The organism is Phyllobacterium sp. SYP-B3895 (genome assembly GCF_009647635.1).
In the GTDB taxonomy this organism is placed as follows: Bacteria; Pseudomonadota; Alphaproteobacteria; order Rhizobiales; family Rhizobiaceae; genus Phyllobacterium; species Phyllobacterium pellucidum.
In genome coordinates, this window is the sequence record NZ_WJIG01000003.1 from 985,170 (window position 1) to 1,007,477 (window position 22,308).

Annotated in this window: 23 protein-coding genes; 9 read left to right on the plus strand and 14 right to left on the minus strand. The window is 59.7% G+C overall.

The features are described from left to right. The first annotated feature begins 27 nt into the window (after positions 1-27). Entirely contained in the window at positions 28-1,818 is a 1,791-nt protein-coding gene (recJ, locus tag GF108_RS17325; RefSeq protein WP_153669331.1) for a single-stranded-DNA-specific exonuclease RecJ, read from the plus strand. Between the two features lie 91 nt (positions 1,819-1,909). Next, positions 1,910-3,154, plus strand: a complete 1,245-nt coding sequence (locus GF108_RS17330) for a type VI secretion protein ImpB (protein WP_153669333.1) — start codon at positions 1,910-1,912, stop codon at positions 3,152-3,154. Positions 3,155-3,165: 11 nt separating this feature from the next. Here GF108_RS17330 and GF108_RS17335 read toward each other — a convergent pair whose 3' ends face one another. From GF108_RS17335 to GF108_RS17345, 3 genes are all read right to left on the minus strand, one after another. Further along, on the minus strand, positions 3,166-3,948 hold the full coding sequence (locus GF108_RS17335) for a DUF4239 domain-containing protein (protein ID WP_027231443.1): 783 nt from the start codon (positions 3,946-3,948) through the stop codon (positions 3,166-3,168). A 76-nt stretch (positions 3,949-4,024) separates the two neighbouring features. Then, positions 4,025-4,513 (minus strand): DUF1772 domain-containing protein, encoded by a 489-nt coding sequence (locus tag GF108_RS17340; RefSeq protein WP_153669335.1) that lies wholly within the window; start codon positions 4,511-4,513, stop codon positions 4,025-4,027. Continuing rightward, the gene (locus tag GF108_RS17345) at positions 4,510-5,355 is read right to left on the minus strand and encodes an NAD(P)H-binding protein (protein ID WP_153669337.1); all 846 of its coding nucleotides are present in this window, start codon (positions 5,353-5,355) and stop codon (positions 4,510-4,512) included. Before GF108_RS17345 ends, GF108_RS17340 begins: the two co-directional genes overlap by 4 nt. A 92-nt stretch (positions 5,356-5,447) precedes the next feature. Between GF108_RS17345 and GF108_RS17350 the strand changes: the two genes are divergently transcribed. Then, complete coding sequence (locus GF108_RS17350) at positions 5,448-6,077, plus strand: TetR/AcrR family transcriptional regulator (protein WP_153669339.1); 630 nt, start codon at positions 5,448-5,450, stop codon at positions 6,075-6,077. Then, entirely contained in the window at positions 6,074-6,517 is a 444-nt protein-coding gene (locus GF108_RS17355; protein WP_153669341.1) for an SET domain-containing protein-lysine N-methyltransferase, read from the plus strand. Before GF108_RS17350 ends, GF108_RS17355 begins: the two co-directional genes overlap by 4 nt. On the opposite strand, the gene GF108_RS17360 is transcribed toward GF108_RS17355, so the two are convergent. The 3 genes from GF108_RS17360 to GF108_RS17370 all read right to left on the minus strand — a co-directional run bounded on the left by GF108_RS17360 (position 6,514) and on the right by GF108_RS17370 (position 9,210). Continuing rightward, entirely contained in the window at positions 6,514-6,990 is a 477-nt protein-coding gene (locus tag GF108_RS17360; protein WP_370462200.1) for a DUF6644 family protein, read from the minus strand. The genes GF108_RS17355 and GF108_RS17360 overlap by 4 nt on opposite strands. After that, on the minus strand, positions 6,987-7,370 hold the full coding sequence (locus GF108_RS17365; protein ID WP_153669342.1) for a DUF6152 family protein: 384 nt from the start codon (positions 7,368-7,370) through the stop codon (positions 6,987-6,989). The genes GF108_RS17360 and GF108_RS17365 overlap by 4 nt, the downstream gene beginning before the upstream one ends. A gap of 91 nt (positions 7,371-7,461) precedes the next feature. After that, the gene (locus GF108_RS17370; protein WP_153669343.1) at positions 7,462-9,210 is read right to left on the minus strand and encodes an adenylate/guanylate cyclase domain-containing protein; all 1,749 of its coding nucleotides are present in this window, start codon (positions 9,208-9,210) and stop codon (positions 7,462-7,464) included. A gap of 218 nt (positions 9,211-9,428) precedes the next feature. Here GF108_RS17370 and gatB point away from each other — a divergent pair, with 218 nt between their 5' ends. From gatB to GF108_RS17395, 5 genes are all read left to right on the plus strand, one after another. Then, the gene (gene gatB / locus GF108_RS17375) at positions 9,429-10,931 is read left to right on the plus strand and encodes an Asp-tRNA(Asn)/Glu-tRNA(Gln) amidotransferase subunit GatB (RefSeq protein ID WP_153669344.1); all 1,503 of its coding nucleotides are present in this window, start codon (positions 9,429-9,431) and stop codon (positions 10,929-10,931) included. Then, positions 10,932-11,441 carry a GNAT family N-acetyltransferase gene (locus GF108_RS17380; RefSeq protein ID WP_153669345.1) on the plus strand — a complete coding sequence of 170 codons (510 nt, stop codon included), beginning with the start codon at positions 10,932-10,934 and terminating at the stop codon, positions 11,439-11,441. It abuts the gene before it with no gap. Then, positions 11,438-11,926: a GNAT family N-acetyltransferase gene (locus GF108_RS17385; protein ID WP_153669346.1), complete on the plus strand. Its 489-nt coding sequence runs from the start codon at positions 11,438-11,440 to the stop codon at positions 11,924-11,926. Before GF108_RS17380 ends, GF108_RS17385 begins: the two co-directional genes overlap by 4 nt. 76 nt (positions 11,927-12,002) lie before the next feature. Continuing rightward, positions 12,003-12,407 (plus strand): NADH:ubiquinone oxidoreductase subunit NDUFA12, encoded by a 405-nt coding sequence (locus GF108_RS17390; protein ID WP_027231432.1) that lies wholly within the window; start codon positions 12,003-12,005, stop codon positions 12,405-12,407. Positions 12,408-12,547: 140 nt separating this feature from the next. Further along, positions 12,548-12,937, plus strand: coding sequence for a DUF2155 domain-containing protein (locus GF108_RS17395; RefSeq protein ID WP_244532800.1), 390 nt, complete (start codon positions 12,548-12,550; stop codon positions 12,935-12,937). A 63-nt stretch (positions 12,938-13,000) separates the two neighbouring features. Here GF108_RS17395 and GF108_RS17400 read toward each other — a convergent pair whose 3' ends face one another. The 8 genes from GF108_RS17400 to GF108_RS17435 all read right to left on the minus strand — a co-directional run bounded on the left by GF108_RS17400 (position 13,001) and on the right by GF108_RS17435 (position 21,980). After that, positions 13,001-13,414, minus strand: coding sequence for a VOC family protein (locus tag GF108_RS17400; protein ID WP_027231430.1), 414 nt, complete (start codon positions 13,412-13,414; stop codon positions 13,001-13,003). 142 nt (positions 13,415-13,556) lie between these two features. After that, on the minus strand, positions 13,557-14,090 hold the full coding sequence (gene aat, locus GF108_RS17405; protein WP_246664015.1) for a leucyl/phenylalanyl-tRNA--protein transferase: 534 nt from the start codon (positions 14,088-14,090) through the stop codon (positions 13,557-13,559). A 77-nt stretch (positions 14,091-14,167) separates the two neighbouring features. Continuing rightward, positions 14,168-15,526 (minus strand): acetyl-CoA carboxylase biotin carboxylase subunit, encoded by a 1,359-nt coding sequence (gene accC / locus GF108_RS17410; RefSeq protein ID WP_153669349.1) that lies wholly within the window; start codon positions 15,524-15,526, stop codon positions 14,168-14,170. 31 nt (positions 15,527-15,557) lie between these two features. Continuing rightward, positions 15,558-16,037 carry an acetyl-CoA carboxylase biotin carboxyl carrier protein gene (gene accB, locus GF108_RS17415; RefSeq protein ID WP_153669350.1) on the minus strand — a complete coding sequence of 160 codons (480 nt, stop codon included), beginning with the start codon at positions 16,035-16,037 and terminating at the stop codon, positions 15,558-15,560. Between the two features lie 37 nt (positions 16,038-16,074). Then, on the minus strand, positions 16,075-16,518 hold the full coding sequence (gene aroQ / locus GF108_RS17420) for a type II 3-dehydroquinate dehydratase (protein ID WP_153669545.1): 444 nt from the start codon (positions 16,516-16,518) through the stop codon (positions 16,075-16,077). Between the two features lie 124 nt (positions 16,519-16,642). Beyond that, positions 16,643-17,434, minus strand: coding sequence for a DsbA family protein (locus tag GF108_RS17425; protein ID WP_153669352.1), 792 nt, complete (start codon positions 17,432-17,434; stop codon positions 16,643-16,645). A 50-nt stretch (positions 17,435-17,484) separates the two neighbouring features. Further along, positions 17,485-18,876, minus strand: a complete 1,392-nt coding sequence (locus GF108_RS17430; protein ID WP_370462201.1) for a M48 family metalloprotease — start codon at positions 18,874-18,876, stop codon at positions 17,485-17,487. A gap of 179 nt (positions 18,877-19,055) precedes the next feature. Then, positions 19,056-21,980: a ribonuclease E/G gene (locus tag GF108_RS17435; protein ID WP_153669354.1), complete on the minus strand. Its 2,925-nt coding sequence runs from the start codon at positions 21,978-21,980 to the stop codon at positions 19,056-19,058. Between the last annotated feature and the right edge of the window lie 328 nt (positions 21,981-22,308).

The window sequence follows — 22,308 nt, forward strand, 5'->3', positions numbered from 1 at the left end:
GCAGTCGCCGGGTGATTGAACGATGCAATGACATCGGCACGGCTCTTCCTCGGCGTTGAAAAATCGGCAACCGGCCTGAAATGGGTGGACCGACTCGCCCAGCGCGAGGCGAACATTGCGCTCGCTATGGCGCAGAACCATGGTTTTCCGGATATCGTGACCCGCGTGTTGGCCGGCCGGGGTGTGGGGCTCGACGAGGCGGTTCCCTTCATGGACCCGACGCTGAAAAGCCTCATGCCGGATCCCACATCGCTGACAGATATGGAAATTGCCGCGGCACGCATCGCGCGGGCAATTGCGGGCCGCGAAAAGGTCGCCATCTTCGGCGACTACGACGTTGACGGGGCGGCCTCCTCGGCGATCCTGTCCAGGTTCCTCAGCCATTATGGCATCGCCAACCGCATCTATATCCCTGACCGGATTTTCGAAGGCTACGGTCCCAATCCTGCGGCGATGCAGGAACTCGCGCAGCAGGCGAGCCTGATCGTAACGGTCGACTGCGGAACCAACAGCGCGGCCGCCATCGAGGCTGCGAAGGCTGCGGGCGCCGATGTCGTTGTGCTCGACCATCATCAGCTTGGCGGCGCGTTGCCGGCTGCCGCGCTTGCCGTGGTCAACCCCAATCGCGAGGACGATCTTTCGGGGCAGGGCCACCTTTGTGCTGCAGGCGTCGTGTTCCTGACGCTCGTGCAGACGTTGCGCGCGATGCGCGAACAGGGTGTCGGCGCGAGCGCGCCCCCGTTCGACCTCCTCTCATTGCTCGACCTTGCCGCGCTTGCGACCGTTTGCGATGTCGTGCCGCTGCGGGGACTCAATCGTGCCTTCGTCGTCAAGGGCATGCTTGTCGCGCGGGCGCAGCAAAATGTCGGCCTTGCGGCCCTCGCGCGTGTTGCGCGGATCGGTGAACCGCTCAATGCCTTTCATTTCGCTTATCTGATCGGCCCCCGCATCAATGCCGGCGGGCGTATAGGTGATGCCGGCCTCGGCGCGCGTCTCTTGACGCTGGACGATCCAAACGAAGCGCTACGCATTGCCGAGGAACTCAACCGCCTCAACCAAGAACGCCAGGCGATGGAAACCGCCATGCTGGAACAGGCTGAAGCGGAGGCAATGACCGAACTTTCAGCGGCCGCTGGCCCCGCCATCGTCGTTACCGCGAATGACGACTGGCATCCGGGGATCGTCGGGCTGATCGCGGCTCGGCTAAAAGAAAAAACCCGGCGTCCGGCTTTTGCCATCGCGTTCAATGCCAATGGGACCGGCGCGGGCTCCGGGCGCTCTATCAACGGGTTCGATCTCGGAAGGCTGGTACGCGGCGCGGTCGAACAAGGCTTTCTCGTCAAGGGCGGCGGGCACGCCATGGCAGCCGGCATAACGGTGGAACGCGGCAAGCTCGGCGCCTTGCGGGCCTTTTTTGAAGAGAATGCAGCGGCCATGGTCGGGGAATTGCGCGGCAATGAATCGCTGGAAATCGACGGAGCGCTCAGCGCCGCCGGCGCCACCGTGGCCTTGCACGACCTGATGGAGAGGGCTGGTCCCTACGGTTCGGGGCATCCACAACCGGTGCTTGTGCTGCCGCATCACCGCCTGACCGATGCGCGGGAAGTGGGAAGCGGCCATGTGCGCGTAACACTCGTCAGTGCCGATGGCTCGCGGATCAATGCCATGGCGTTTCGCGCTGTCGGAGGCCCGCTCGGCGATTTCCTGTTCAAAAATCTCGGCCAAACCATCCACGTTGCGGGCAATCTCTCCCTCAACCACTGGAATGGTTCGACAACCACGCAGTTTCGCATTCTCGATGCGGCGCGTGCTGCCTGACCGGAGCTTCTCTTCTTCGCAATTTCCAAAATTACTGTTTTAATTCCGGAGCAAATGTTCTATTTTTGTTCTCAATGTGAGAGCCCGGAACATGCGCAAGCCGACCCATCCTGAAAAGCTTTATCTGGATTTCGACAGTTTCTTTGCGAGCGCCGAGCAGCAACTCAACCCGGCGTTGCAGGGAAGGCCAATAGCTGTCGTTCCGCTCGATTCTCCCTATACCAGCGTGATCGCCGCAAGCCGCGAAGCCAAGCCATTCGGCATCAAGACGGGCACTTCAGTACGTGAGGCGCGGGAGAAATGCCCGGACATCGTGTTCATCGAGGCGCGGCCTGATGTCTACGTCCGCCTGCACAACCGCATTCTTGAAATCATCGAGCGGTGCGTTCCGATCGCCGCGGTGCGCTCGATCGACGAACTGGCCTGCACGCTGCTCGAATCCGAAGCGCGGCAGGCAGCGGAGCTCTCGTCGCGCATCAAGCGATCGTTGCGCGACGAGTTTGGTCCGGTGCTCACCTGTTCGATCGGCATCTCGTTCAATGAACTGCTCGCCAAGATTGCGGCGGAGATGGAGAAGCCGGATGGCTTCGTGGTTCTCGACCATGCGGATCTGCCGGGGAAATTGCTTGGTCTCGCCTTGCGCGACCTGCCGGGTATCTCGAAGGGCATGGAGACGCGTCTCACAGAGGCAGGCGTCACCGATATTGCCGGCCTTTGGGCACTTGCGCCCAAGCATGCGCGGGCGATCTGGAACAGCGTCGAAGGCGAACGCTTCGTTGCCGCCTTGCACGGCTACTCCGTCGAAAGGCCGGAAACGATCAAGCGCATGTTCGGCCATGGGCGCAATTTGCCTCCGGACTGGCGGGCGCCGCAAAAGGTGCTGCAATGTGCGCGTCTTTTGACAATGAGCGCGGCACGAAGGCTGCGCCGTTCACATCATCGCGCCGGGGCGCTGACCTACACCGTGGGTACGCGCCGCGAAAACCGCACAAGCATGGACAAGCGATTCGGGCCGGCGCGCGACGATCATACTTTTCTCAATGCACTCAATGAATTGCATGAGAAATTTGTGATGGCAGGCGAGATGAAAAACATCAGTTCGGTTACCGTCGTCCTGCATGAGCTCTCCGAGGAGCAGGAAGCCAGTCGCGACCTGTTCGATACCCGTGACAGCCGTAAAGCGCAGAGTCAGTGGGAGCGGGTGTCGGATGTTCTCGACACGATCAGGGTAAGACACGGATCAAGGGCGCTGAACCTTGGTCCAGCGAATGGGCCCGGAAACTACATAGGATCGAAGATCGCATTTGGCCGAATACCTGCAGCCGAGGATTTTTGAGGGACGCTTCGTTACGTCTGCGGTGGTTGCGAGATCGAGTGGCGGATCTGCTCCTGGAGGCGCAGAAGCGGGCCGGGGCTCATAGCTGCGGGCGGGCTATAGGGGTTGGAGAAGGCATAAATTAGAAACAGAATAATGCCGGTATAGGCGCCGAACATGGAGATGAGAACGATATTTCGTCGCTGCGGCGGATAGGAATAATAGGCGAGCGCGATGAACACGACGCCAGAGAGAGCCGCGAACCAGAAGATGCCGCTCATTGAGTCGGCGACATTGCTTTCCCGCTTGGTCCGGCTTTCGGCAACTGTGTAGAGACGCTCAAGCATGTGGTTGCGCAGGCTTTCCTCGCGCTTGTTCGTCGGTTCGAGATCAAGCACGGCCGCATAGGCTGCGTCCCACTTCGCCCAGGCCTCCGGGGTCAGGCGGTCGGTGGCGCCGAGGATCGCCCACTCCTTGTCGACCACCACGCTGATATATTCGCTGAGCGGCGTCTGGATCGCCCCGGCATGGCCGCCGCCATAGCGGCCCGCGTCGAAGTAGATATCGGCAATGGCGTTGGATTCGGTCGCGGTTTCATTGCGAAGCTGCTGGTAGTCGATCATCTCCTGCGCAAAGACGAGAGCCAGGATCAGTCCGTGCAATGCCGATACGCGGAAGATGATCGAACTTGCCAGATCGCGTTCCTGGCCATCGGGATCGCCGCCCGTAATGAGGCGCATCAGGAAATAGGCGATGAGCGTCAGGGTTATCGTTCCGCCAACGAACAGCACCGCGACAAGAAGCTCAAATGCCATGTATTCCCCCGGAACAAGCGCAATTGCCTGATTAATCTACTGTGTTTCCGGAAAAAGGACAGGAGATGAGGTTTGGTCAGGCTGACTGTCGGGCAAAGGCCAGGATGAAGCTGATCAATGCCGCTACGCTGGTGAGCGTGCGGACATGGTTCCACGGTAGCCATTCGGCAAGGTAACGCGTCCAGAGCACTGCGCTCTCGGGGCTCGCGGGGTTGGCGGTGGCAAGCGCATCATTCAGCGGCACGTTGAAGATCATCGTCACGGCGATCGTGCCGATCAGGAAGAGCAGGCTTCCCGCAACCAGCCACATCGACCCCGGTTCGGACCAGCGGAGAAATCCGACCACGCCAAGCCCAAGACACAAAATAGCTGTTCCGAAGAAGGCGACGCCAAAGCTGAGGTTGAGAATGGTCACGTTGATCGAGTTCATGGCGGCAATGCCTTGATCGGCGGGAAGGCGTGCGAGCGCCGCCATGACGAAGCTCGAGAACGCGAAGAACAGGCCGGCCATCAGACCGCTGCCAAGGGCGGCAAGAAGGGTGAGGATTGGAATGAGAGCAATCATTTCGCTTGCTCCCATACGCCGGCCGCAGCGCCTGCTTGGGCGAAATCGGCAAAATCCCGCGGTGCCCGGCCGAGTGCCCGCTGCACGCCATCGGTGAGATACTCATTGCGCCCATCCAGAACCGACCGGAAAAGCTCATCGATCAACGCCGCGACATCATCCGGAACGCCATCGGCCGCCAGCCCCTGCATGAAGACATCGTGGGGGATCGGGGTGAAGTGGATATCCCGGCGCGTCGCCTTGGCGATTTCCGCGGTGGCCTCGGCAAATGTGATCAGGCGCGGGCCCGTGACCTCGTAAAGCTCGCCGATGTGCCTGGTATTCGTCAGCGCGGCGACGACGATGTCGGCGATGTCATCGGCATGGATGAAGGGTTCGCGCACGCCTTGCACCGGCAGCGCAAAGTCACCGGCAAGGATCGGTTCGCGAAAGAAGCTCTCGCTGAAGTTCTCCGCAAACCAGCTGGCGCGTACGATGGTCCAGTCCGCCCCCGATGCCTGCAAAGCCTGTTCGGCGCGTTGGGCTTCCGGCTCTCCGCGTCCGGAAAGGAGAACGAGACGCTTCACGCCCTTGCGAACGGCAAGGCGGGCAAGCTCACCGACGGCATCCGCGGCGCCCGGCACGGCTAGATCCGGGTAGTAGGTGATGTAGCCCGCCGACACACCCTCCAGTGCCACAGCCCACGTGTCGGGATTTTCCCAATCGAAGGCCGGAGTGCCTTGGCGCGAACCGATGCGGACGGGAAGGCCGAGGGCGGCAAGGCGCTTGGCCACGCGTCGACCGGTCTTGCCCGTGCCGCCAACGATCAGAACAGGAAATTTCGAACTATGAAACGTTGTCATTTTCAGCTCCCATTAAATATGAGGAAGTCTCATATTTGCAAAAGTGATAAATCCTCATATTATAGGAGTCAAGAAAAATGTGAGGAATACTCATGAATGACACTGGCATCGTGGCAACAGAGTCGGGGACGCGGCGCGAACCCACACAGAAACGGAGCCGCGAACGAGTTGAGCGCATATTGGCGTGCGCCTCGGCGCTGATTGAAAAAAGCGGCAGCGATGCCATGCGCATGAGCGATGTCGCCGAAATGGCAGGCATATCGATCGGTTCGCTCTACCAGTATTTCCCCGACAAGGCGGCAATCATTCGGACGCTGGCGGAGCGCTATAATGTGGCCGGCCAGCAATGCATTGCCGAAGGACTGGACGGGGTTAGCGACAAGGTGGGTTTACGCCGGGCGTTCGGCGAACTGATCGATATTTATTACGCTATGTTCCTCGCCGAGCCGGTAATGCGCGATATCTGGTCCGGCATGCAGGCCGACAAGGCGCTGCGCGATATCGATCTTGCCGATAGCCGCATCAATGGCGCGGTACTGGCGAGTGCCCGGGCACGCGTCAATCCCGTTGCCGACCGGACCGAACTCGAGCGGTCGAGTTTTCTCATCATGCAGCTTGGCGAAGCGACGATGCGCCTTGCCATCTCGGTCGAGCGGGCGGAGGGCGATGCCTTGGTTGAGCACTTCAAGAACATGGTCTTGCGGGAGATGGATCAAGAATGAGCAAGCCGACGATCGATACCTGCGCCGAAATCTTCCTCAACGGCGAAGCGCTTATCGAGACTATTCCCGATACATACGTGGCAAAGAGCGGGCTGCAGGGGCGGGGGCTTTTCACCAGCCGCGCCTGGGCGAGGGACGAGGTACTTTGTGTCCTCGATGGTCAGTTGGTGGAAGCGAAGCGCTACCCGGTCTTGCTGACGGAAATGGAGTGGAACGCGCTGCCGGGCGAAATGCTGCTGGTTCGTCCCTTGCGCACGAGCTACGGCTTTATCAACCACAGTTTCAATCCCAATATCGAGATCGGCGCCGACTATCGCACCATGCGGGCAACACGCGCCATCGCCGCAGGCGAAGAACTGACGCTCGACTATGCGGCGCAGCCGGTACCCGATGGCTACATGCAACGGGACGATACGACATTCATGCAGGACGACGACTAGATAAAGCCGATCCAGCGTCCCGCAATGACGGCGCATATCCAGACGGTCAACGATATAAGCGCGGCGACGCGCGCTCCGCCCGGCACTTGCTTTTCGAACCGCCAGGTCCGGCTCCGGCTGAGCAGCAATGCATTGCCCAGGCCCAGCGCGATCAAGGCAAGTTTGGCAAGGAAGGCAGGGTTGTTGATGTATGCCACCGGCCGCACGGAGAACAGGATCAAACCCGTGAGCATGGCAAGCGCGACGCCCGTTGCCGCTACGCGGATGAGAGGCGGCGCAAGCATGTTCACCGGATACTGCTTGAACAGGCCGAGAACGCGAAGATCAAGCGTGACGATGGCGCCGATGAGCAGGCCGACGGATATGATATGGACCGCGTTGGCGATCAGATAGGCAATCTGATAGCGCCGCAGCAGCACGGCGACCGGCCATTCGGAAAGCCCCTGCAGGAGCTCGACGAAAACGCTGTTCACTGCGTTTTTATACGCTCGGGATAAAGATCATAGGTCTTGCCCGCGACCGAAATCCTCACCGCTTTCATGCGTTTCTCTTGCGGGTCAGTGGAACGGTTGCCGAGCGCGATGATTTCATCACCTTCTTTTGCCGACCCCTCGATGAATCCGGCGCGCGTGGTCTGGTTAGGATTGGCAAGTTCGATGCGCCAAAGCCCATCGCTCGCGGTTTCGACATCAAGGGTCGGGTGCGGCGGCCCAATATAGATTTCCCGGATAATGCCGCGAAGTTCGATCTGGTCGGCTTCGGCCCACGACCAGCCGTGATGTGCGAGCGCGCCGGTGGCGAATATCGCTGCAACGGCGGCACCACTGAAAATTCGGCCTAACAACGCCTGCATGGCTGCCTCCCTTTTCAATTGCCTGACAGGTCAAACTATCCCATCGATTAGCGGGAAGGCCAAACAACAGTCTTGTGAAGGCCGGGCAGCGTCACTCGGGCAGCCCGGCCTTGCTATATCCTTCGACAAACAATTGCCGCGTCTCCGGATCGCGGAAGGGCTGCGATGCCGCCCACTTTCCGATGGAAAAGTTGGGGTTGTTGGCCATGAAAAGCGCTGCCTCCTGGCGGGCTTCGTTGAGATTTCCAGCCTGCGCAAGACTTGCAGCAAGAATGCGCCGGGCTCCAGTGCGGTATGCGGGGCCGCCGCGCACGGTTTCGATCGCTTTTTCATATTGCCCGGCGACGTAATATACGAGGCTCTGTTCCCAATAATAGGAGGCGGTCGGATGCGGATTTAGCCGGAACGCCTGTTCCATGACGTCCATGGCTTCGCTCGCTCGTCCGGCAAACGCCAGAAGTTCTGCACGAAAGATCAGCGCGTCCGCCGAGTTACGATCCATTGCGATCGCTGCATCGAACGCCGCATCCGATTCCGACCATCGCCCTTCATAGGCAAGGAGATAACCCAATATCCAGCGACTTTGAGCGTCATTGGCATCGAGGGCCACTGCCTTTTTAGCCATTTCAAGCGACAGTCTGCGGTTGTCCCCGGTAGCATCCATGGCATTTGCCCAAGTGGACCACAGATTGAATGCCAACCAGCCATGGGCTTCGGCGTAAGATGGATCGATTGCGATCGCCTGCTGCAGCAGGACGATGGATTCGTAGATGGCTTCAGGGGATCCGGCTGAATTCCAGCCAAGCGAGCGTGCGCGTACGCAAAGATCATAGGCTTCCATGCTTTTTGGGCGATTGCGCATGGGCAGGACGATAAGTCGTCCAACAAGCGCCTCCACGATCCTTGCGGCCACGTCGTCCTGCACCGCAAAAATATCCTCGATCTCACGGTCGTATCGCTCGGCCCACAGGTAACCGCCGCCGAGCGTGTCTACGAGTTGAACGTTGACGCGCACTCTCTCGGCTGAACGGCGGGCGCTTCCTTCGAGCAGGTAGCGTACGCCAAGCTCGGTAGCGATCTGGCGGACGTCCACTGGTTTTCCCTTGTAGGCAAAGGCTGAATGCTGGGCGATGACGAAAAGGCCGGGCGTGCGCGAGAGCTCGGTAATGAGGTCTTCGGTAAGCCCATCGGCGAAGGCGCCATGCTCGGCATTGGCGCCCATCGTATTGAACGGCAGTACCGCAATGGACGGCCGTGGCGGCAGCGACAATGGCGTGGACTGGCCGCCATCCGCTTCTGGTGGCTGCTGCGGACACGGCCGGACGCGGTAAGCATGGACCGACTTGGCGAAATTCTTCATCGAAACCGGCCCGAGATCGTCATACTCCGCAACGACCTCACGACAGACCTGATCGAATACGTTGGACGAGATCGTTATGTCGCCGGCATTGCCATGACTTTCGAGCCTTACGGCGAGATTGACGCCGTTACCGTAGAGATCCTTGCCCTCGACGATGACGTCGCCAAGGCTGATACCGATGCGCAGCACATACTGGCGGGTCTCGGGCAATCCTTCATTGGCCGCGGCCATGTCCCGCTGCAGTTCCACGGCGCAGCGAACCGCGCTTGCGGCGCTGGCAAATTCTGCAAGAATTCCGTCGCCGAGGATTTTAACGAGGCGCCCCTCGTGACGGAGCAGCAGCGGGTCGAGAACATCGCGGCGCCGGGCCTTCAGGCGAGAGAGGGTGCCGGCCTCATCCCGCTCCATATGGCGCGTATAGCCGACCACGTCGGCGACGAAAATCGCAGCGAGTCGTCGTTTGACACGTTCATCTGCCATATCAGGTGTCGCCCCCGATCCCCATCTGACGCACTCAGTTAATCACGGTGTTTGGCATGCGCCAAGACGGTGTATTACTGCGTGTCTGCCCTGCTTGCTATTGCATCAGAGGGATTAGGGCTTGGCTTTCAGCCTTTCGCATATGAGAAACACTTGCCTGACCGAGCGGATTGCACTAGCCAATAGAACACACGAATGAGCCAGGAATGACAGGCAGCATGACTTTAGTTGATACCCGTACGCCCGACCCAAAGCGTTTCATATCCGGCGCCACAGGCGATTGGGAAATCGTTGTCGGCATGGAGGTCCATGCCCAGGTAACCTCCAACTCGAAGCTGTTCTCCGGTGCGTCGACCGAGTTCGGCGCCGAGCCGAATGCCAACGTGTCGCTGGTCGATGCGGCGATGCCGGGCATGCTGCCGGTGATCAATGAGTGGTGCGTGCGCCAGGCGATCCGGACAGGGCTCGGACTCAAGGCGCAAATCAATCTCAAGTCGGTGTTCGACCGCAAAAACTACTTCTACCCCGACCTGCCGCAGGGCTATCAGATCTCGCAGTACAAGCAGCCCATCGTCGGCGAGGGCGCGATGATCATCTCGGTTGGTCCTGACCGCAAAGGCGACTTCGAAGATATCGAAATCGGCATCGAGCGGCTGCATCTCGAACAGGATGCGGGCAAGTCGCTGCACGACCAGAACCCGACCATGTCCTATGTCGATCTCAACCGGTCCGGCGTCGCCCTGATGGAGATCGTATCGAAGCCCGATTTGCGTTCCTCAGACGAGGCGAAGGCCTATCTGACGAAGCTGCGCACTATTGTGCGCTATCTCGGCACTTGCGACGGGAACATGGACGAAGGCTCGATGCGCGCCGACGTCAACGTGTCGGTGCGCCGTCCGGGCGGTGAATTCGGTACGCGGTGCGAGATCAAGAACGTCAACTCGATCCGCTTTGTCGGACAGGCCATCGAATATGAGGCCCGCCGCCAGATCGGTGTCCTCGAGGATGGCGGCGCCATAGACCAGGAAACGCGGCTTTTCGATCCAGTCAAGGGTGAGACCCGCTCCATGCGCTCGAAGGAAGAGGCGCATGATTACCGTTATTTCCCCGACCCGGACCTTTTGCCGCTCGAGTTCGAACAGGCTTATGTCGATACGTTGAAGGCCGATCTGCCCGAGCTTCCGGACGACAAGAAGTTGCGCCTTGTGAATGAGCAGGGATTGTCGGTCTATGACGCGTCGATCCTCGTTACCGAAAAGGCCATTGCCGACTATTACGAGGCCGTAGCCAAGGGCCGCGACGGCAAGCTTTCTGCCAACTGGGTGATCAACGATCTCCTCGGGGCGTTGAACAAGGCGGGCAAGGGCATCGAGGAATCACCGGTATCGCCGGACCAGCTCGGCGCTGTCCTTGACCTGATCAAGGAAGGCACGATTTCCGGCAAGATCGCCAAGGACCTCTTCGAGATTATCTGGACCGAAGGCGGCAACCCGCGCGAACTGGTTGAAAGCCGGGGCATGAAGCAGGTGACGGACACCGGCGCGATCGAAAAGGCTGTCGATGACGTCATTGCCGCCAACCCGGACAAGGTGGAACAGGCAAAGGCGAAACCGACGCTCGCCGGATGGTTTGTCGGCCAGGTGATGAAATCGACCGGCGGCAAGGCCAACCCGCAGGCGGTCAGCGATCTCGTCAAGGCGAAATTGGGGATTGTCGAGTAGATGTGGGTTCGCAGCGCCACGAAAGAGGATCTCGACGCCGTCCACGAAATGCTGGTTACAACCTGGCACGCAACATATGACGACGTATATGGAGCCGAGAAGGTAAAGGCGATTACCGGCCGCTATCATTCGCTGGAGGCGTTGAAGAAGCAGTTGGCCAAGCCCTATTCGGAATTCATCATCGCCGATGACGGTGCCGATATTCTCGGCATGGCCTATGCCTCGCAGAAGGATCACAGGCTGTCGATCCTCAACCAGCTCTATGTTCATCCCGAGCGCCAGAAGCAGGGCGTCGGCTCGCTGCTGCTGGCCGAAGTCGAAAGCGCGTTTCCCGGCGTCTTCTCGATGCAGCTTGAAGTTATCGAGGCAAATCAGAAAGCTATCCGCTTTTATGAAAGCAGAGGATTCGAGCGGACCAGTAACCGGATCGAGAATTGGGGCGAGCCTAATTCAGGTATCTCGGTCGTTGTTTTCGAAAAATCGCTGACCGGCTATGAGCTGGCGCCTTGAACGTCGATACAGATGTTACCTTCCGGGAAGCGACGCGCGCCGATCTTCCCGCGCTGATCGCGCTGTTTGCCGACGACGCAATCGGCGGCCATGGCGATACGACCGATCCTGCAGCGTTGCCTGACTATGAGCGGGCCTTCGCCGCTATCGAGGCCAGTCCCAATGATTTGCTCTTCGTCGGCATTCTGGGCGGCGAGGTGGTCGCCACGGCGCAGGTTACGTTCATAACATCGCTGACTGGCCGTGGTACCCGACGAATGGCGATCGAGGCGGTGCAGACACGCTCCGACATGCGCGGCAAGGGCATCGGGGCAAGGCTGATCGAACATTGTCTCGATGTTGGGCGCGAGCGCCATATCGCGCTCGTGCAACTTACCTCGAATGCCAAGCGCCCGGACGCCCACCGCTTTTACGAGCGGCTCGGATTCGAGAAGAGCCATGCCGGTTTCAAATTGCGGCTGGCGCCCGCTCACGCGGCAACTTGACCCTTGCCATTCCTTGGTGATACCGCCATAAACCCTTGAGTTGCCAAAGGCTGAACGAGATCGTTCGAGGATTGCCATGAAGACTTTCATCACCCAATTTTTCACCTGGTGGAACGGGCAGACGCTCGGGACCCGGTTTTTTACCTGGCGCAAGGGTACGAAGGTCGGCGAGGATGAACTCGGCAATATTTATTACGAGGGCCTCAGCACATTCGATTCGGAAGGGCGCAAGCGCCGCTGGGTCGTCTATAACGGTTATGCGGAAGCCTCGGCGATTCCGGCTGGATGGCACGGCTGGATGCACCACCGGGTCGACACGCCCCCATCGCAGGAAAATTACAAGCCGTATGGCTGGGAAAAGAGCCACCAGCCCAATCTGACCGGTTCACCAGCCGCTTATCGCCCCAAGGGCTCCATTGCCCATGGCGACAATCGTCCGACCGTCACCGGCGATTACGATGCCTGGACGCCTGGTGCCTGATCCGATCTTCTTCTGCCACAATTGATCATTATCGACTGGCTGGAATCGAAATCCCTGACACCGCTAACCCCGGAAGTGCAATGATCCGCTCGACCCTGACTGTTCCCTTTCGCGCCAGGTTTGCACGGATGATTGGAGTGATGGCCACAGCCGCTGCTGTTGCGGCCACCGCGATTGCTCCGGCGCGGGCGGATGAAAAGATCACCAATCCGATTGCTGTCTTTTCAGGCCTCGACAAGATTACCGGCCGCATCACCACGTTCGACGTCTATATCGGCGAAACCGTGCAATTCGGCGCGCTGCAGCTTACACCGCGCGTCTGCTATACGCGCCCGGATACAGAGGCACCGAAAACGGATACGTTTGTCGAGGTCGACGAAATCACCCTCGATCGCAAGATCAGGCGCATCTTCTCAGGGTGGATGTTTGCCGACAGCCCTGGTCTCAATGCCGTCGAGCATCCGGTCTACGATGTCTGGCTGAAGAGCTGCAAGCAGAAGTCGGATGTGCCGGCACCGGCAAAGAGCTGATTTCGCTCTAGATTTGCGTTCAACCGGCCGACACCAGCGTGCCGGCCGGTCCGATCCGATCAGTTACATCGGCTTCGGGCAGTTGACGATCCAGGGTGTCCCATATTTGTCGGTAAACATCGCAAAGCGCTGTGCCCAGGAGGTTTCGCCGAGCGGCATCAGCACGTGTTGCGCGTCTTGTGACAGGGCAGAGAATATGCGCTCCGCTTCCGCAGGCGTGTCAACGTTGATGGCGACCGTCATGCCCTGCGCCTTCTGGAAATAGGGCGGCGGTGCATCTGATGCCATCAGCACATTGTCGCCGATATGCAATGTCGCATGCATGATATTCTTGGCAAGTTCCTTCGGCATATCGTTGCCTTCAGGCATTTCGTCGAAACGGATCATCGCGACGATCTCGCCGCCGAGTACGCCGGCATAGAAGTTGAAAGCCTCTTCGCACTTTCCATCAAAGTTCAGATAAGCATTGATCTTCACGACAATTCTCCTTGTTCGTCGGGTTATTCCCTCCCTAAGACGAACGAGTGCGCACCGGGTCGACATTTTCTTTTAGAAAAAATTGCGCGGCACCCGCCGGAAAAAAACATACACCGACAATGTGGAAGCGGGATGTCGCCGTTCAGAATTCCGCGGACTGTGCCAGTGCGTTTTCCAGCATCTTCTGGTACTGGCGGCGCGGCACCTCGACTGCACCGAAGCTCTCCAGATGGTTCGTGGTGAACTGTGTGTCGAGGAGCGTAAAGCCCTTCTCGATCAGGTGACCGACAAGGTGGACGAGGCAGACCTTGGAGGCGTCGCGCTCGCGCGAAAACATGCTTTCGCCGAAGAAGGCCGACCCGAGGGCGATGCCGTAGAGTCCACCGACGAGGCGGCCGTCAAGCCAGGCTTCTACCGTATGGCAGTAACCGAGTTCGAACAGCTTGCCATAGGCCTCGCGGATCGGCTGGTTGATCCAGGTGCGGGAACGCTCGCCCGACCCGCTGGCGCATCCGGCGATGACGCCGGCGAAATCGCTGTCGAGCCGGATGGTAAAGCGACCCTGGCGCACGGTCTTGCGCAGACTGCGCGAGACGTGAAAATTCTCGAACGGAATAATGCCGCGCTTTTCCGGGCGCACCCAGAATATTTCCGGATTGTCGGCCTCTTCGGCCATCGGAAAGACCCCGGTCGCGTAGGCACGCAAAAGCAACGCGGGGTCGATTTTGAAAGGTTCTACCGGGTTCTTGCCCGTCATGCCTCTTCTTCTGCGGTATCTCCGGCCAGATATTTCTCCAGCCAGTGAATGTCATAGTCGCCATTGGCGATATCAGGATTGTTGATCAGATCCTGGAAGAGGGGAAGTGTGGTCTTTATGCCGTCGACGACGAATTCATCGAGCGCCCGGCGCAGGCGCATCATGCATTCGACGCGGTTGCGGCCGTGAACGATGAGCTTGCCGATGAGGCTGTCGTAATAGGGCGGGATCTTGTAGCCGGTATAGACGCCGGAATCGACGCGAATGCCAAGGCCGCCGGGTGTATGGAAATGCGTGATCTTGCCCGGCGAGGGCGTGAAGGTGCGCGGGTCTTCGGCGTTGATGCGGCATTCGATGGCGTGGCCGGAGAAGCGAATCTCCTCCTGTGTTACCGAAAGCCCGCCGCCCGAGGCAACACGGATCTGCTCATGCACCAGATCGATGCCGGTAATCGCTTCGGTCACCGGATGCTCGACCTGAAGACGCGTATTCATTTCGATGAAATAGAATTCGCCATTTTCGTAGAGGAACTCGATCGTGCCGGCCCCGCGATAGCCCATATCGGCCATAGCGTTCGCGCAGATCATGCCGATGCGCTCGCGCTCGTCGGAGTTCAGGGCTGGTGAGTTGGCCTCTTCCCAGACCTTCTGGTGCCGGCGCTGCAAGGAACAGTCGCGTTCGCCAAGGTGTACCGCCTTGCCATTTCCGTCGCCCATGACCTGGACTTCGATATGGCGGGGCTTTTGCAGGTATTTTTCTATGTAGACGGCATCGTCGCCGAAGGCGGCGCCCGCTTCGGTGCGCGCCGTGGAGAGCGCGATCGACAGTTCGTCCTCGTTGAGCGCCACCTTCATGCCGCGGCCGCCGCCACCGGCGGAGGCTTTGATGATAACCGGATAGCCGATCTCCGCCGCAATGCGCGCAGCTTCCTTGTCGTCGGTGACGCCGCCATCGGAGCCCGGTACAACCGGAATACCGAGCCGCTTCGCCGTGCGTTTGGCTTCGATCTTGTCGCCCATGACGCGGATATGCGCGGCGGTGGGCCCGATGAAGGTGATATTGTGCGCCTCGAGGATCTCGGCGAACTTGGCATTTTCCGACAGGAAGCCGTAACCGGGGTGAATGGCGTCCGCGCCGGTGATTTCGCAGGCGGCAACGATCTGATGAATATTCAGATAGCTTTCGCGCGAGGGCGGCGGTCCAATGCAGACGCTTTCGTCTGCGAGCCGTACATGCATGGCATCGGCGTCGGCGGTCGAATGGACAGCCACCGTCTGAATGCCGAGTTCCTTGCAGGCCCGCAGGACGCGCAGGGCGATTTCACCGCGGTTGGCTATGAGAATTTTCTGAAACATCACGCTCTCGATTCACCCACGGGGTCCGGCATCACTCAATCACGACCAGCAGCTCGCCATATTCGACGGGCTGGGAATCCGCTACGAGGATTGCGGTGACCGTGCCGGCGCGCGGCGAGGGGATCTGGTTCATGGTCTTCATTGCTTCGATGATCAGAAGCGTCTGGCCTTCCTTCACCTGGGTACCGACCTGGATGAAGTCGCGTGCGCCGGGTGCGGGCGCAAGATAGACGGTACCGACCATTGGCGAGGGGATGGCATTCTTCGAGGGATCGGCGGCGGGTGCTGCCGCCGGCGCGGACGCTGCGGGCGATGCTGCCGGAGCGGGACCTGCCGCGGGCGCCTGTGCATAAAACGGCTGCGGGGCTGCCGCCTGCACGGTGACCTGGCGCGAAACGCGGATGCGGAGGTCGCCCTGCTCGATTTCGATGTCGGTGAGGTCCGTATCGTTCAGGATTTCCGCGAGATCGCGGATCATGACCTTGTCGATCCCGGTGGTTCTGTTAGCCATGCTTTTTCAAGCCCCTTATTCTGATTGGCACTGCCAGCTACTGCGGCGTTGCCAGCTTGATGAGTGCGCGCAAGCCCATCAGGTAGCCGTCGGCCCCGAAGCCACATATCACCCCTTTGGCCAAAGAGGAAACGTAGGAGTGGTGGCGGAACGACTCGCGTGCGTGGATGTTGGAAAGGTGAACTTCCACCAGCGTTACCGATGCCGCCCTAATGGCGTCATGCAGCGCGATGGAGGTATGCGTATAGGCGGCGGGATTGATCAACACCAATGCCTTCTGCTCGCCTGCCTCCTGTATCCAGCTGACCAGATCACCCTCATGATTGGACTGGCGGAAATCAATCTCGCAGCCGAGTGCCTCGGCTTCGGTCCGGCACATGGCTTCGATGTCGCCCAGAGTCACGGCGCCATAGATACCCGGCTCACGCTTGCCAAGCATGTTGAGGTTTGGGCCGTTGAGGACGAAGATCGTTTGCTTCATGATTACCGGACGGTTCGAAAATGCTGGTCCCATATAGACGGCTTATCGGCAAGCGAAAAGCCTGCAAAGTCACGTTATTGCTTGTCCACAACGGGTTTTCGCAGTCAGAAGTAAATATTCAGACCTATTTGTTGCGAATATGGCTGATCCGCTCGGCCAATGCGTCCGCACCGAGGGCGCCGGGCACTACTTCAGTTCCGACGACATAGGATGGAGTGCCGGTGATGCTGAGGTTATTTGCAAGGTCATAGGTTTCCTGGAAGCTCTTTGTGATCTCAGGCGAATTCATCTTTTCGCGGATCTGCGCTTCATTGGCGCCGAGCTTGACGGCGATCGCCATGGCCGAAGCTTCGGTCGCACGTCCTTCGCCGCCGAGAAGGTCGCGGTGAAATTCGAGATATTTTTCGGGCATGACCGCCTTGAATGCCTTGGCGACGATATGCGCCCGCGTCGAATCGGCGCCGAGGATCGGGAATTCCTTCATGACGAAGCGCAGGTTCGGATCGCTCTTCAGCAATGCGTCCATATCGGGGAGCGCCTTCTTACAGTAGCCGCAATTGTAATCGAAGAACTCGACGATCGTGACATCGCCGGTGGGATTGCCGAAGACAGCGTCATTGGCGGACTGGAATATCTTGTCCTTGTTTTCGCCGATGACCCGCGTCGAGGCTTCCTTCTGCGCCGCTTCCTGCTTGGTATTGAGCGCGGTTTGCACTTCGAGCATGACCTCAGGATTATTGATCAGATAGTTGCGCACGATGCCTTCGATCTCGGTGCGATCGGTGGTCGAAGCGGTGACCGCGGTCTTGTCCGGTGCGGAGGCCATGAGATCGGTCCGGCCTGCGTGATAGCCGAGCGCCAATGCGGCGATGCTGACGAGGCCTGCGGCTGCGCCAATCAGAGCGACTTTTGCCATTATGGAGTATCCTTTTTCAAAAACTATGTCCCCTGAGGGATTGCCGCATCCTACTTGCGCTTGGCGCTGATAATGTCCTGAGCCTGTATCCACTCGGGCGAGCCGCTTTTCAAGCCACGTTGTGCACGGGTCGCGAAGATTTGAGCGTCCTGGATCTTGCCCGAATAGAATTTTTCGTTCGCGCTGGCGAGATCGGAGAGAGCCATGTCACCCATCTGCCCGTAGGCCTGGGCCAGATAGGCGTATCCGGCCGGGGATTCGCGGTCGCGGCCAATGCTCGTCTTGAGTTCGTCGACGGCAATCTTGAGATTCGCCGGCGTGCCCGTCAGCATCAAGGCGCGGCCGTAGTTCATCCGGATCAGGCCCGACTTGCGCGGATCGAGTGAACTTGCTTTCTCGAAGGCGTTTGCAGCATCCTGCACCTTGTTTTGCTTTAACAGCATTTCGCCGCGCATCTCGTAGAAATACGGGTTTTTTGGTTGCTCCTTGATCAGCGGGTCAAGCTTCGTCAAGGCCGATTGCGCCGAGCCGTTGAGATAGGTGGCGATCGCGTCGCCGTAACGGGCCCCGATATTCTGCGGGTCCTTGCGGAAGGTTTGCAGGACGCTGGCTCCCCCGCCGGTATAGGCGGCGATTTTGCCGCGCATCAGATCGTGACGCTGCTGCAGGGCAGGGCTGTCCTTCTTGTCGAAATAGGGGCTTGCCCGGGCCAGCGTCTCGAGGTTGGCAATGCGCTCACGCGGCAGCGGGTGACTGATGCGGTAGGGATCCATGCGCGTGCCCGTCAGCGACAGTGCGTTGGAGAAACGCTCGAATGTCGTGAGCATGCCCTTGGCCGATTGTTGGGTTGCGGCAAGGTAGGTTATGGCTGAACGATCCGCCGCCATCTCCTCCGTGCGCTGATAATTGAGAAGGCTGCGCATCGCGACTTCCGGCGCGCCCATCGCGATACCGGCGCCTGCCTTCGACAGGCCGCTCGCGCCGGCAGCGGCGCCACCGACGATAGCGCCGACGCCGAGAAGACCCGCTACCACGGCCATGGTCTTGGCGTTGGCCAATTGCTCGCGCAGCTTGAATTGGTGGCCTCCGGCAAGATGGCCGGTTTCGTGGGCGATGACGCCGATGATTTCATTGGGCGTTTCGGCTTGCAGCAACGCGCCGGTGTTGATGAAGATGCGGCGCCCGTCAACGAAAGCGTTGAAACTGCTGTTGTTGACGAGGACCACCTTGATCGCACGCTTGCCGAGGCCCGCCGCATTGATGATCGGCGTGGCGTAGTCTGTAACCAGCGCCTCGATCTCGGCATCGCGGACGATAGGCAATGATTGGGACTGGGCAAGAGCGACTGCACCTTGGGCGACCACCATTGCGCCCGCGGTCAGGGCGATGAGGGCGGGGCGCATCAGGGACGCGAGCGATTGGCACGAACTGCGAATTGTCATCATGGTCCCATTGGTATCGAAATCGAACTTTGAATGAAAGGGAGCCCAAGCTCCTCCCCACCTTGTGAAATCTGCCCAATTCGGCAAATCTGCGGCGCCACAAGCCAAATCCCGGTTTTCATAAAGAAAAACCGGCACGAATGCCGGTTCTTCTTGTCTTCAATTCAATCGACCGCGGCTCAGAAGAAACCCTTCTTCTGCCACCAGCCGCGCTTCGGTTGCGCTTCACCTTCGCTCTTCTTTTCCGTAGCAACGGTAGATGTAACGACCGGCTCGCTCGGAACTTTCTCTTGCTTCGGTTCGGCAGCGACCGGCTCGGGCTGCGATTGCGCAGGCGCTTCGGCTTCGACTGTCTCCGGCTGCGGAGCAGGCGATTCCTCGGCAGTAACCGCCTCTTCGACAACGGCCTTCTTCGTTGACTTGCGCGGTGCACGCTTCGGCTTGGCGGGAGCTTCGGCGACAGCTTCTACTGGCTCGGCAGCGGCCTCCACCGGTTCGGCGGCAGCCTTTGCCCGCGACTTGCGCTTGGCCGGCTTCTTGGCGGGCGCTTCTTCGATGACCGCAATCACCCCTTCGGCCACTGGCTCGACGGCAGGTGTCTCGACCGAAGCGACGAGGGAGGCAGCTTCGGCCTCATCGGCAACCGTCTCGATCGTCTTTGCCTTGGCAAAATCGGGAAGCGGTATGGTTACGAAAACCGGTTCCGCGTCCGGGACGGCTTTTGCAGCGATGTAATTATCGCCGTCATCGCCGTCGCGGCGGTTCTTGCGGCCGCCACGGCGACCACGGCGACGTTTCTTACGCCGTTCGTTCTCATCTTCGCGTGCCTTCTTCGCGGCCGCATCCTCGCCTGGAACGGGCGGTTGATCAGCATCGTCCGCATCGTCGTCGCTGCGAACCGATTGACCGGGCTCACCCGCGGCAACTTCCTGGCGGTCACGTCCGCCACGCCGCCGCCGCTTGCGCCGGCGCTTGCGCGAACCGTCGTCGCCGTCGACGCGGGCCGTATTAGCCGCCTGAACGTCTTCGACTTCATCAGCTTCTTCGACCGGAATGTCGGCATCCTCGAAATCATCGGCGATACCGAGCGTCGGAGTCTCCGCCAGCGGAACGATGGGACCGAGTGCGATCGAACCCTTGTCGATGGCGAAGTGCTGTGCACCAACGCTATCATCGGCCTCGATGCTGATCGTCAGACCAAAACGAGCCTCGAGATCGGCAAGATTCTGGCGCTTGTGATTGAGCACGTAGAGCGCCGTCGGAACGGTGGTACGTACGATGATATTGTTCTGCGAATGGCGCAGCAGGTATTCCTCGATCGAGCGCATGACGTGCAGCGCAATCGACGAGGCCGAGCGCACATGTCCGGTCCCGCCGCACATGGCGCAGACCTGCGTCGTGCTTTCGAGCACGCTGGCGCGGATGCGCTGGCGCGACATTTCGAGCAGACCGAAATGTGAAATTCGGCCGACCTGGATGCGCGCGCGGTCGTCCTTGAGGCAATCCTTCAGCCGCTTTTCAACCGCACGGTTGTTGCGGTTCTCCTCCATATCGATGAAATCGATGACGATGAGGCCGGCAAGGTCGCGCAACCGCAACTGCCGCGCAACTTCGTCAGCTGCCTCGAGGTTGGTCTGCAGCGCGGTGTCTTCGATCGAGTGTTCGCGGGTCGAACGACCCGAGTTGACGTCGATGGCGACGAGCGCTTCGGTCTGGTTGATGATGATGTAGCCGCCCGATTTCAGCGTCACCTGCGGCTGCAACATACGGTCGAGTTGCGCCTCGATGCCGTTGCGGGCAAAGATCGGCGTCAATTCGCGATAGGGCTGCACGACCTTGGCATGGCTCGGCATGAGCATGCGCATGAAGTCCTTGGCCTCGCGGTAGCCGTTCTCGCCGGCGACGAGGATCTCGGTGATATCCTTGTTATAGAGGTCGCGGATCGATCGCTTGATGAGGCTGCCTTCCTCATAGACCAGCGTCGGCGCTGTAGAGGCGAGGGTGAGGCTTCGAACGTTCTCCCACAACCGCATCAGATATTCGTAGTCGCGCTTGACCTCGGGCTTCGTGCGGTTGGCACCGGCGGTGCGCAGGATGACGCCCATTCCTTTCGGAACTTCGAGATCCTTGACGATGTCCTTGAGGCGCTTGCGGTCCTGTACGCTGGTGATCTTGCGCGAAATGCCGCCGCCACGGGCAGTGTTCGGCATCAACACGGAATAGCGGCCGGCGAGCGAGAGATACGTCGTCAGCGCTGCGCCCTTGTTGCCGCGCTCTTCCTTGACGACCTGAACGAGCAGGATCTGCCGGCGCTTGATGACGTCCTGAATGTTGTACTGGCGGCGCTGGAAGCGCTGGTGCGTCGGCACCTCTTCCATCGCATCCTCGGCACCGACCGATTCGACTTCATCGAGTTCGTCGTGCGCATCATCCTTGTCGTCACCAGAGCGGCGACCGGACTTCTTCGAACGCGGGGTCTCGTTGTCCTCTGTGTCTTCTGGGTCGCCGTCGACGACGACAGCTTCGGAAATCACGTCGGCATCGATCGAAGCCGCGCGCGTCTGGCTGCTCGATTCGTCGGACTGGGTTTCGCTCGCCTCTTCGGCAGCGACTTCCACGACGGCTTCGTCCTCAGAGGATTCGTCCGTGACGGCACTCTCCTCGGCGTTCTCTTCCGAAGAGGCATCAAGCTTCGACGATTCTTCGCCCGAACGCGGGCCACGACGGCCGCGACGGCGATTGCGCGAGCTGCGATCATTGCGATCGCGGCTGCGCTGCTCGCTTGCATGTTCCTCGTGATCTTCGTCCTGGCTTGCCGCTTCCGCTTCCGCTTCGATCAGCGCCTGACGGTCAGCAACCGGGATCTGATAGTAATCAGGATGAATTTCGCTGAATGCGAGGAAGCCGTGGCGATTACCGCCATACTCGACGAAAGCAGCCTGGAGGGATGGTTCTACGCGTGTGACACGCGCCAGATAGATATTGCCTTTGATCTGTTTCTTGTGTTCCGACTCAAAGTCAAATTCTTCAATCCGGTTGCCGCGAACCACGACAACCCGTGTTTCCTCCTGGTGGGAGGCGTCGATTAGCATCTTGTCCGACATTATAATTCTTCTCCCCGGCTGCAACGCTAACAACGCGAGACAGCCCGGATACCCTCAAGGTATCTGGAGCCGCGTCTTCACATCTGCCGGATATATTAAAGTTCGCAGAAACAGACAGACGCGGCAACGCGCGGACCTGCCTTGAGGCAGCCGCGGCTTGTAAGCCGGTTATGGTCACATCTGTACCAAACATTGTTGTTCCTGACGAAACGACCTCACGAATGGCACGCTTTTCAGCTGTGCCGCCACTGTTATCACCCCGCTAGGGGCTGGCCCGATGCGCCTTGTCTGCGCGATCTGCCGTTCACAAAGCGCTGCCGACAATGCC

Coding starts and splice junctions, on each gene's coding strand:
- recJ (WP_153669331.1), top strand. CDS start 28: ATGACATCGGCACGGCTCTTCCTCGGCGTTGAAAAATCGGCAACCGGC.
- GF108_RS17330 (WP_153669333.1), top strand. CDS start 1,910: ATGCGCAAGCCGACCCATCCTGAAAAGCTTTATCTGGATTTCGACAGT.
- GF108_RS17335 (WP_027231443.1), bottom strand. CDS start 3,948: ATGGCATTTGAGCTTCTTGTCGCGGTGCTGTTCGTTGGCGGAACGATA.
- GF108_RS17340 (WP_153669335.1), bottom strand. CDS start 4,513: ATGATTGCTCTCATTCCAATCCTCACCCTTCTTGCCGCCCTTGGCAGC.
- GF108_RS17345 (WP_153669337.1), bottom strand. CDS start 5,355: ATGACAACGTTTCATAGTTCGAAATTTCCTGTTCTGATCGTTGGCGGC.
- GF108_RS17350 (WP_153669339.1), top strand. CDS start 5,448: ATGAATGACACTGGCATCGTGGCAACAGAGTCGGGGACGCGGCGCGAA.
- GF108_RS17355 (WP_153669341.1), top strand. CDS start 6,074: ATGAGCAAGCCGACGATCGATACCTGCGCCGAAATCTTCCTCAACGGC.
- GF108_RS17365 (WP_153669342.1), bottom strand. CDS start 7,370: ATGCAGGCGTTGTTAGGCCGAATTTTCAGTGGTGCCGCCGTTGCAGCG.
- GF108_RS17370 (WP_153669343.1), bottom strand. CDS start 9,210: ATGGCAGATGAACGTGTCAAACGACGACTCGCTGCGATTTTCGTCGCC.
- gatB (WP_153669344.1), top strand. CDS start 9,429: ATGACTTTAGTTGATACCCGTACGCCCGACCCAAAGCGTTTCATATCC.
- GF108_RS17380 (WP_153669345.1), top strand. CDS start 10,932: ATGTGGGTTCGCAGCGCCACGAAAGAGGATCTCGACGCCGTCCACGAA.
- GF108_RS17390 (WP_027231432.1), top strand. CDS start 12,003: ATGAAGACTTTCATCACCCAATTTTTCACCTGGTGGAACGGGCAGACG.
- GF108_RS17395 (WP_244532800.1), top strand. CDS start 12,548: ATGGCCACAGCCGCTGCTGTTGCGGCCACCGCGATTGCTCCGGCGCGG.
- aat (WP_246664015.1), bottom strand. CDS start 14,090: ATGGCCGAAGAGGCCGACAATCCGGAAATATTCTGGGTGCGCCCGGAA.
- accC (WP_153669349.1), bottom strand. CDS start 15,526: ATGTTTCAGAAAATTCTCATAGCCAACCGCGGTGAAATCGCCCTGCGC.
- accB (WP_153669350.1), bottom strand. CDS start 16,037: ATGGCTAACAGAACCACCGGGATCGACAAGGTCATGATCCGCGATCTC.
- aroQ (WP_153669545.1), bottom strand. CDS start 16,518: ATGAAGCAAACGATCTTCGTCCTCAACGGCCCAAACCTCAACATGCTT.
- GF108_RS17425 (WP_153669352.1), bottom strand. CDS start 17,434: ATGGCAAAAGTCGCTCTGATTGGCGCAGCCGCAGGCCTCGTCAGCATC.
- GF108_RS17430 (WP_370462201.1), bottom strand. CDS start 18,876: ATGACAATTCGCAGTTCGTGCCAATCGCTCGCGTCCCTGATGCGCCCC.
- GF108_RS17435 (WP_153669354.1), bottom strand. CDS start 21,980: ATGTCGGACAAGATGCTAATCGACGCCTCCCACCAGGAGGAAACACGG.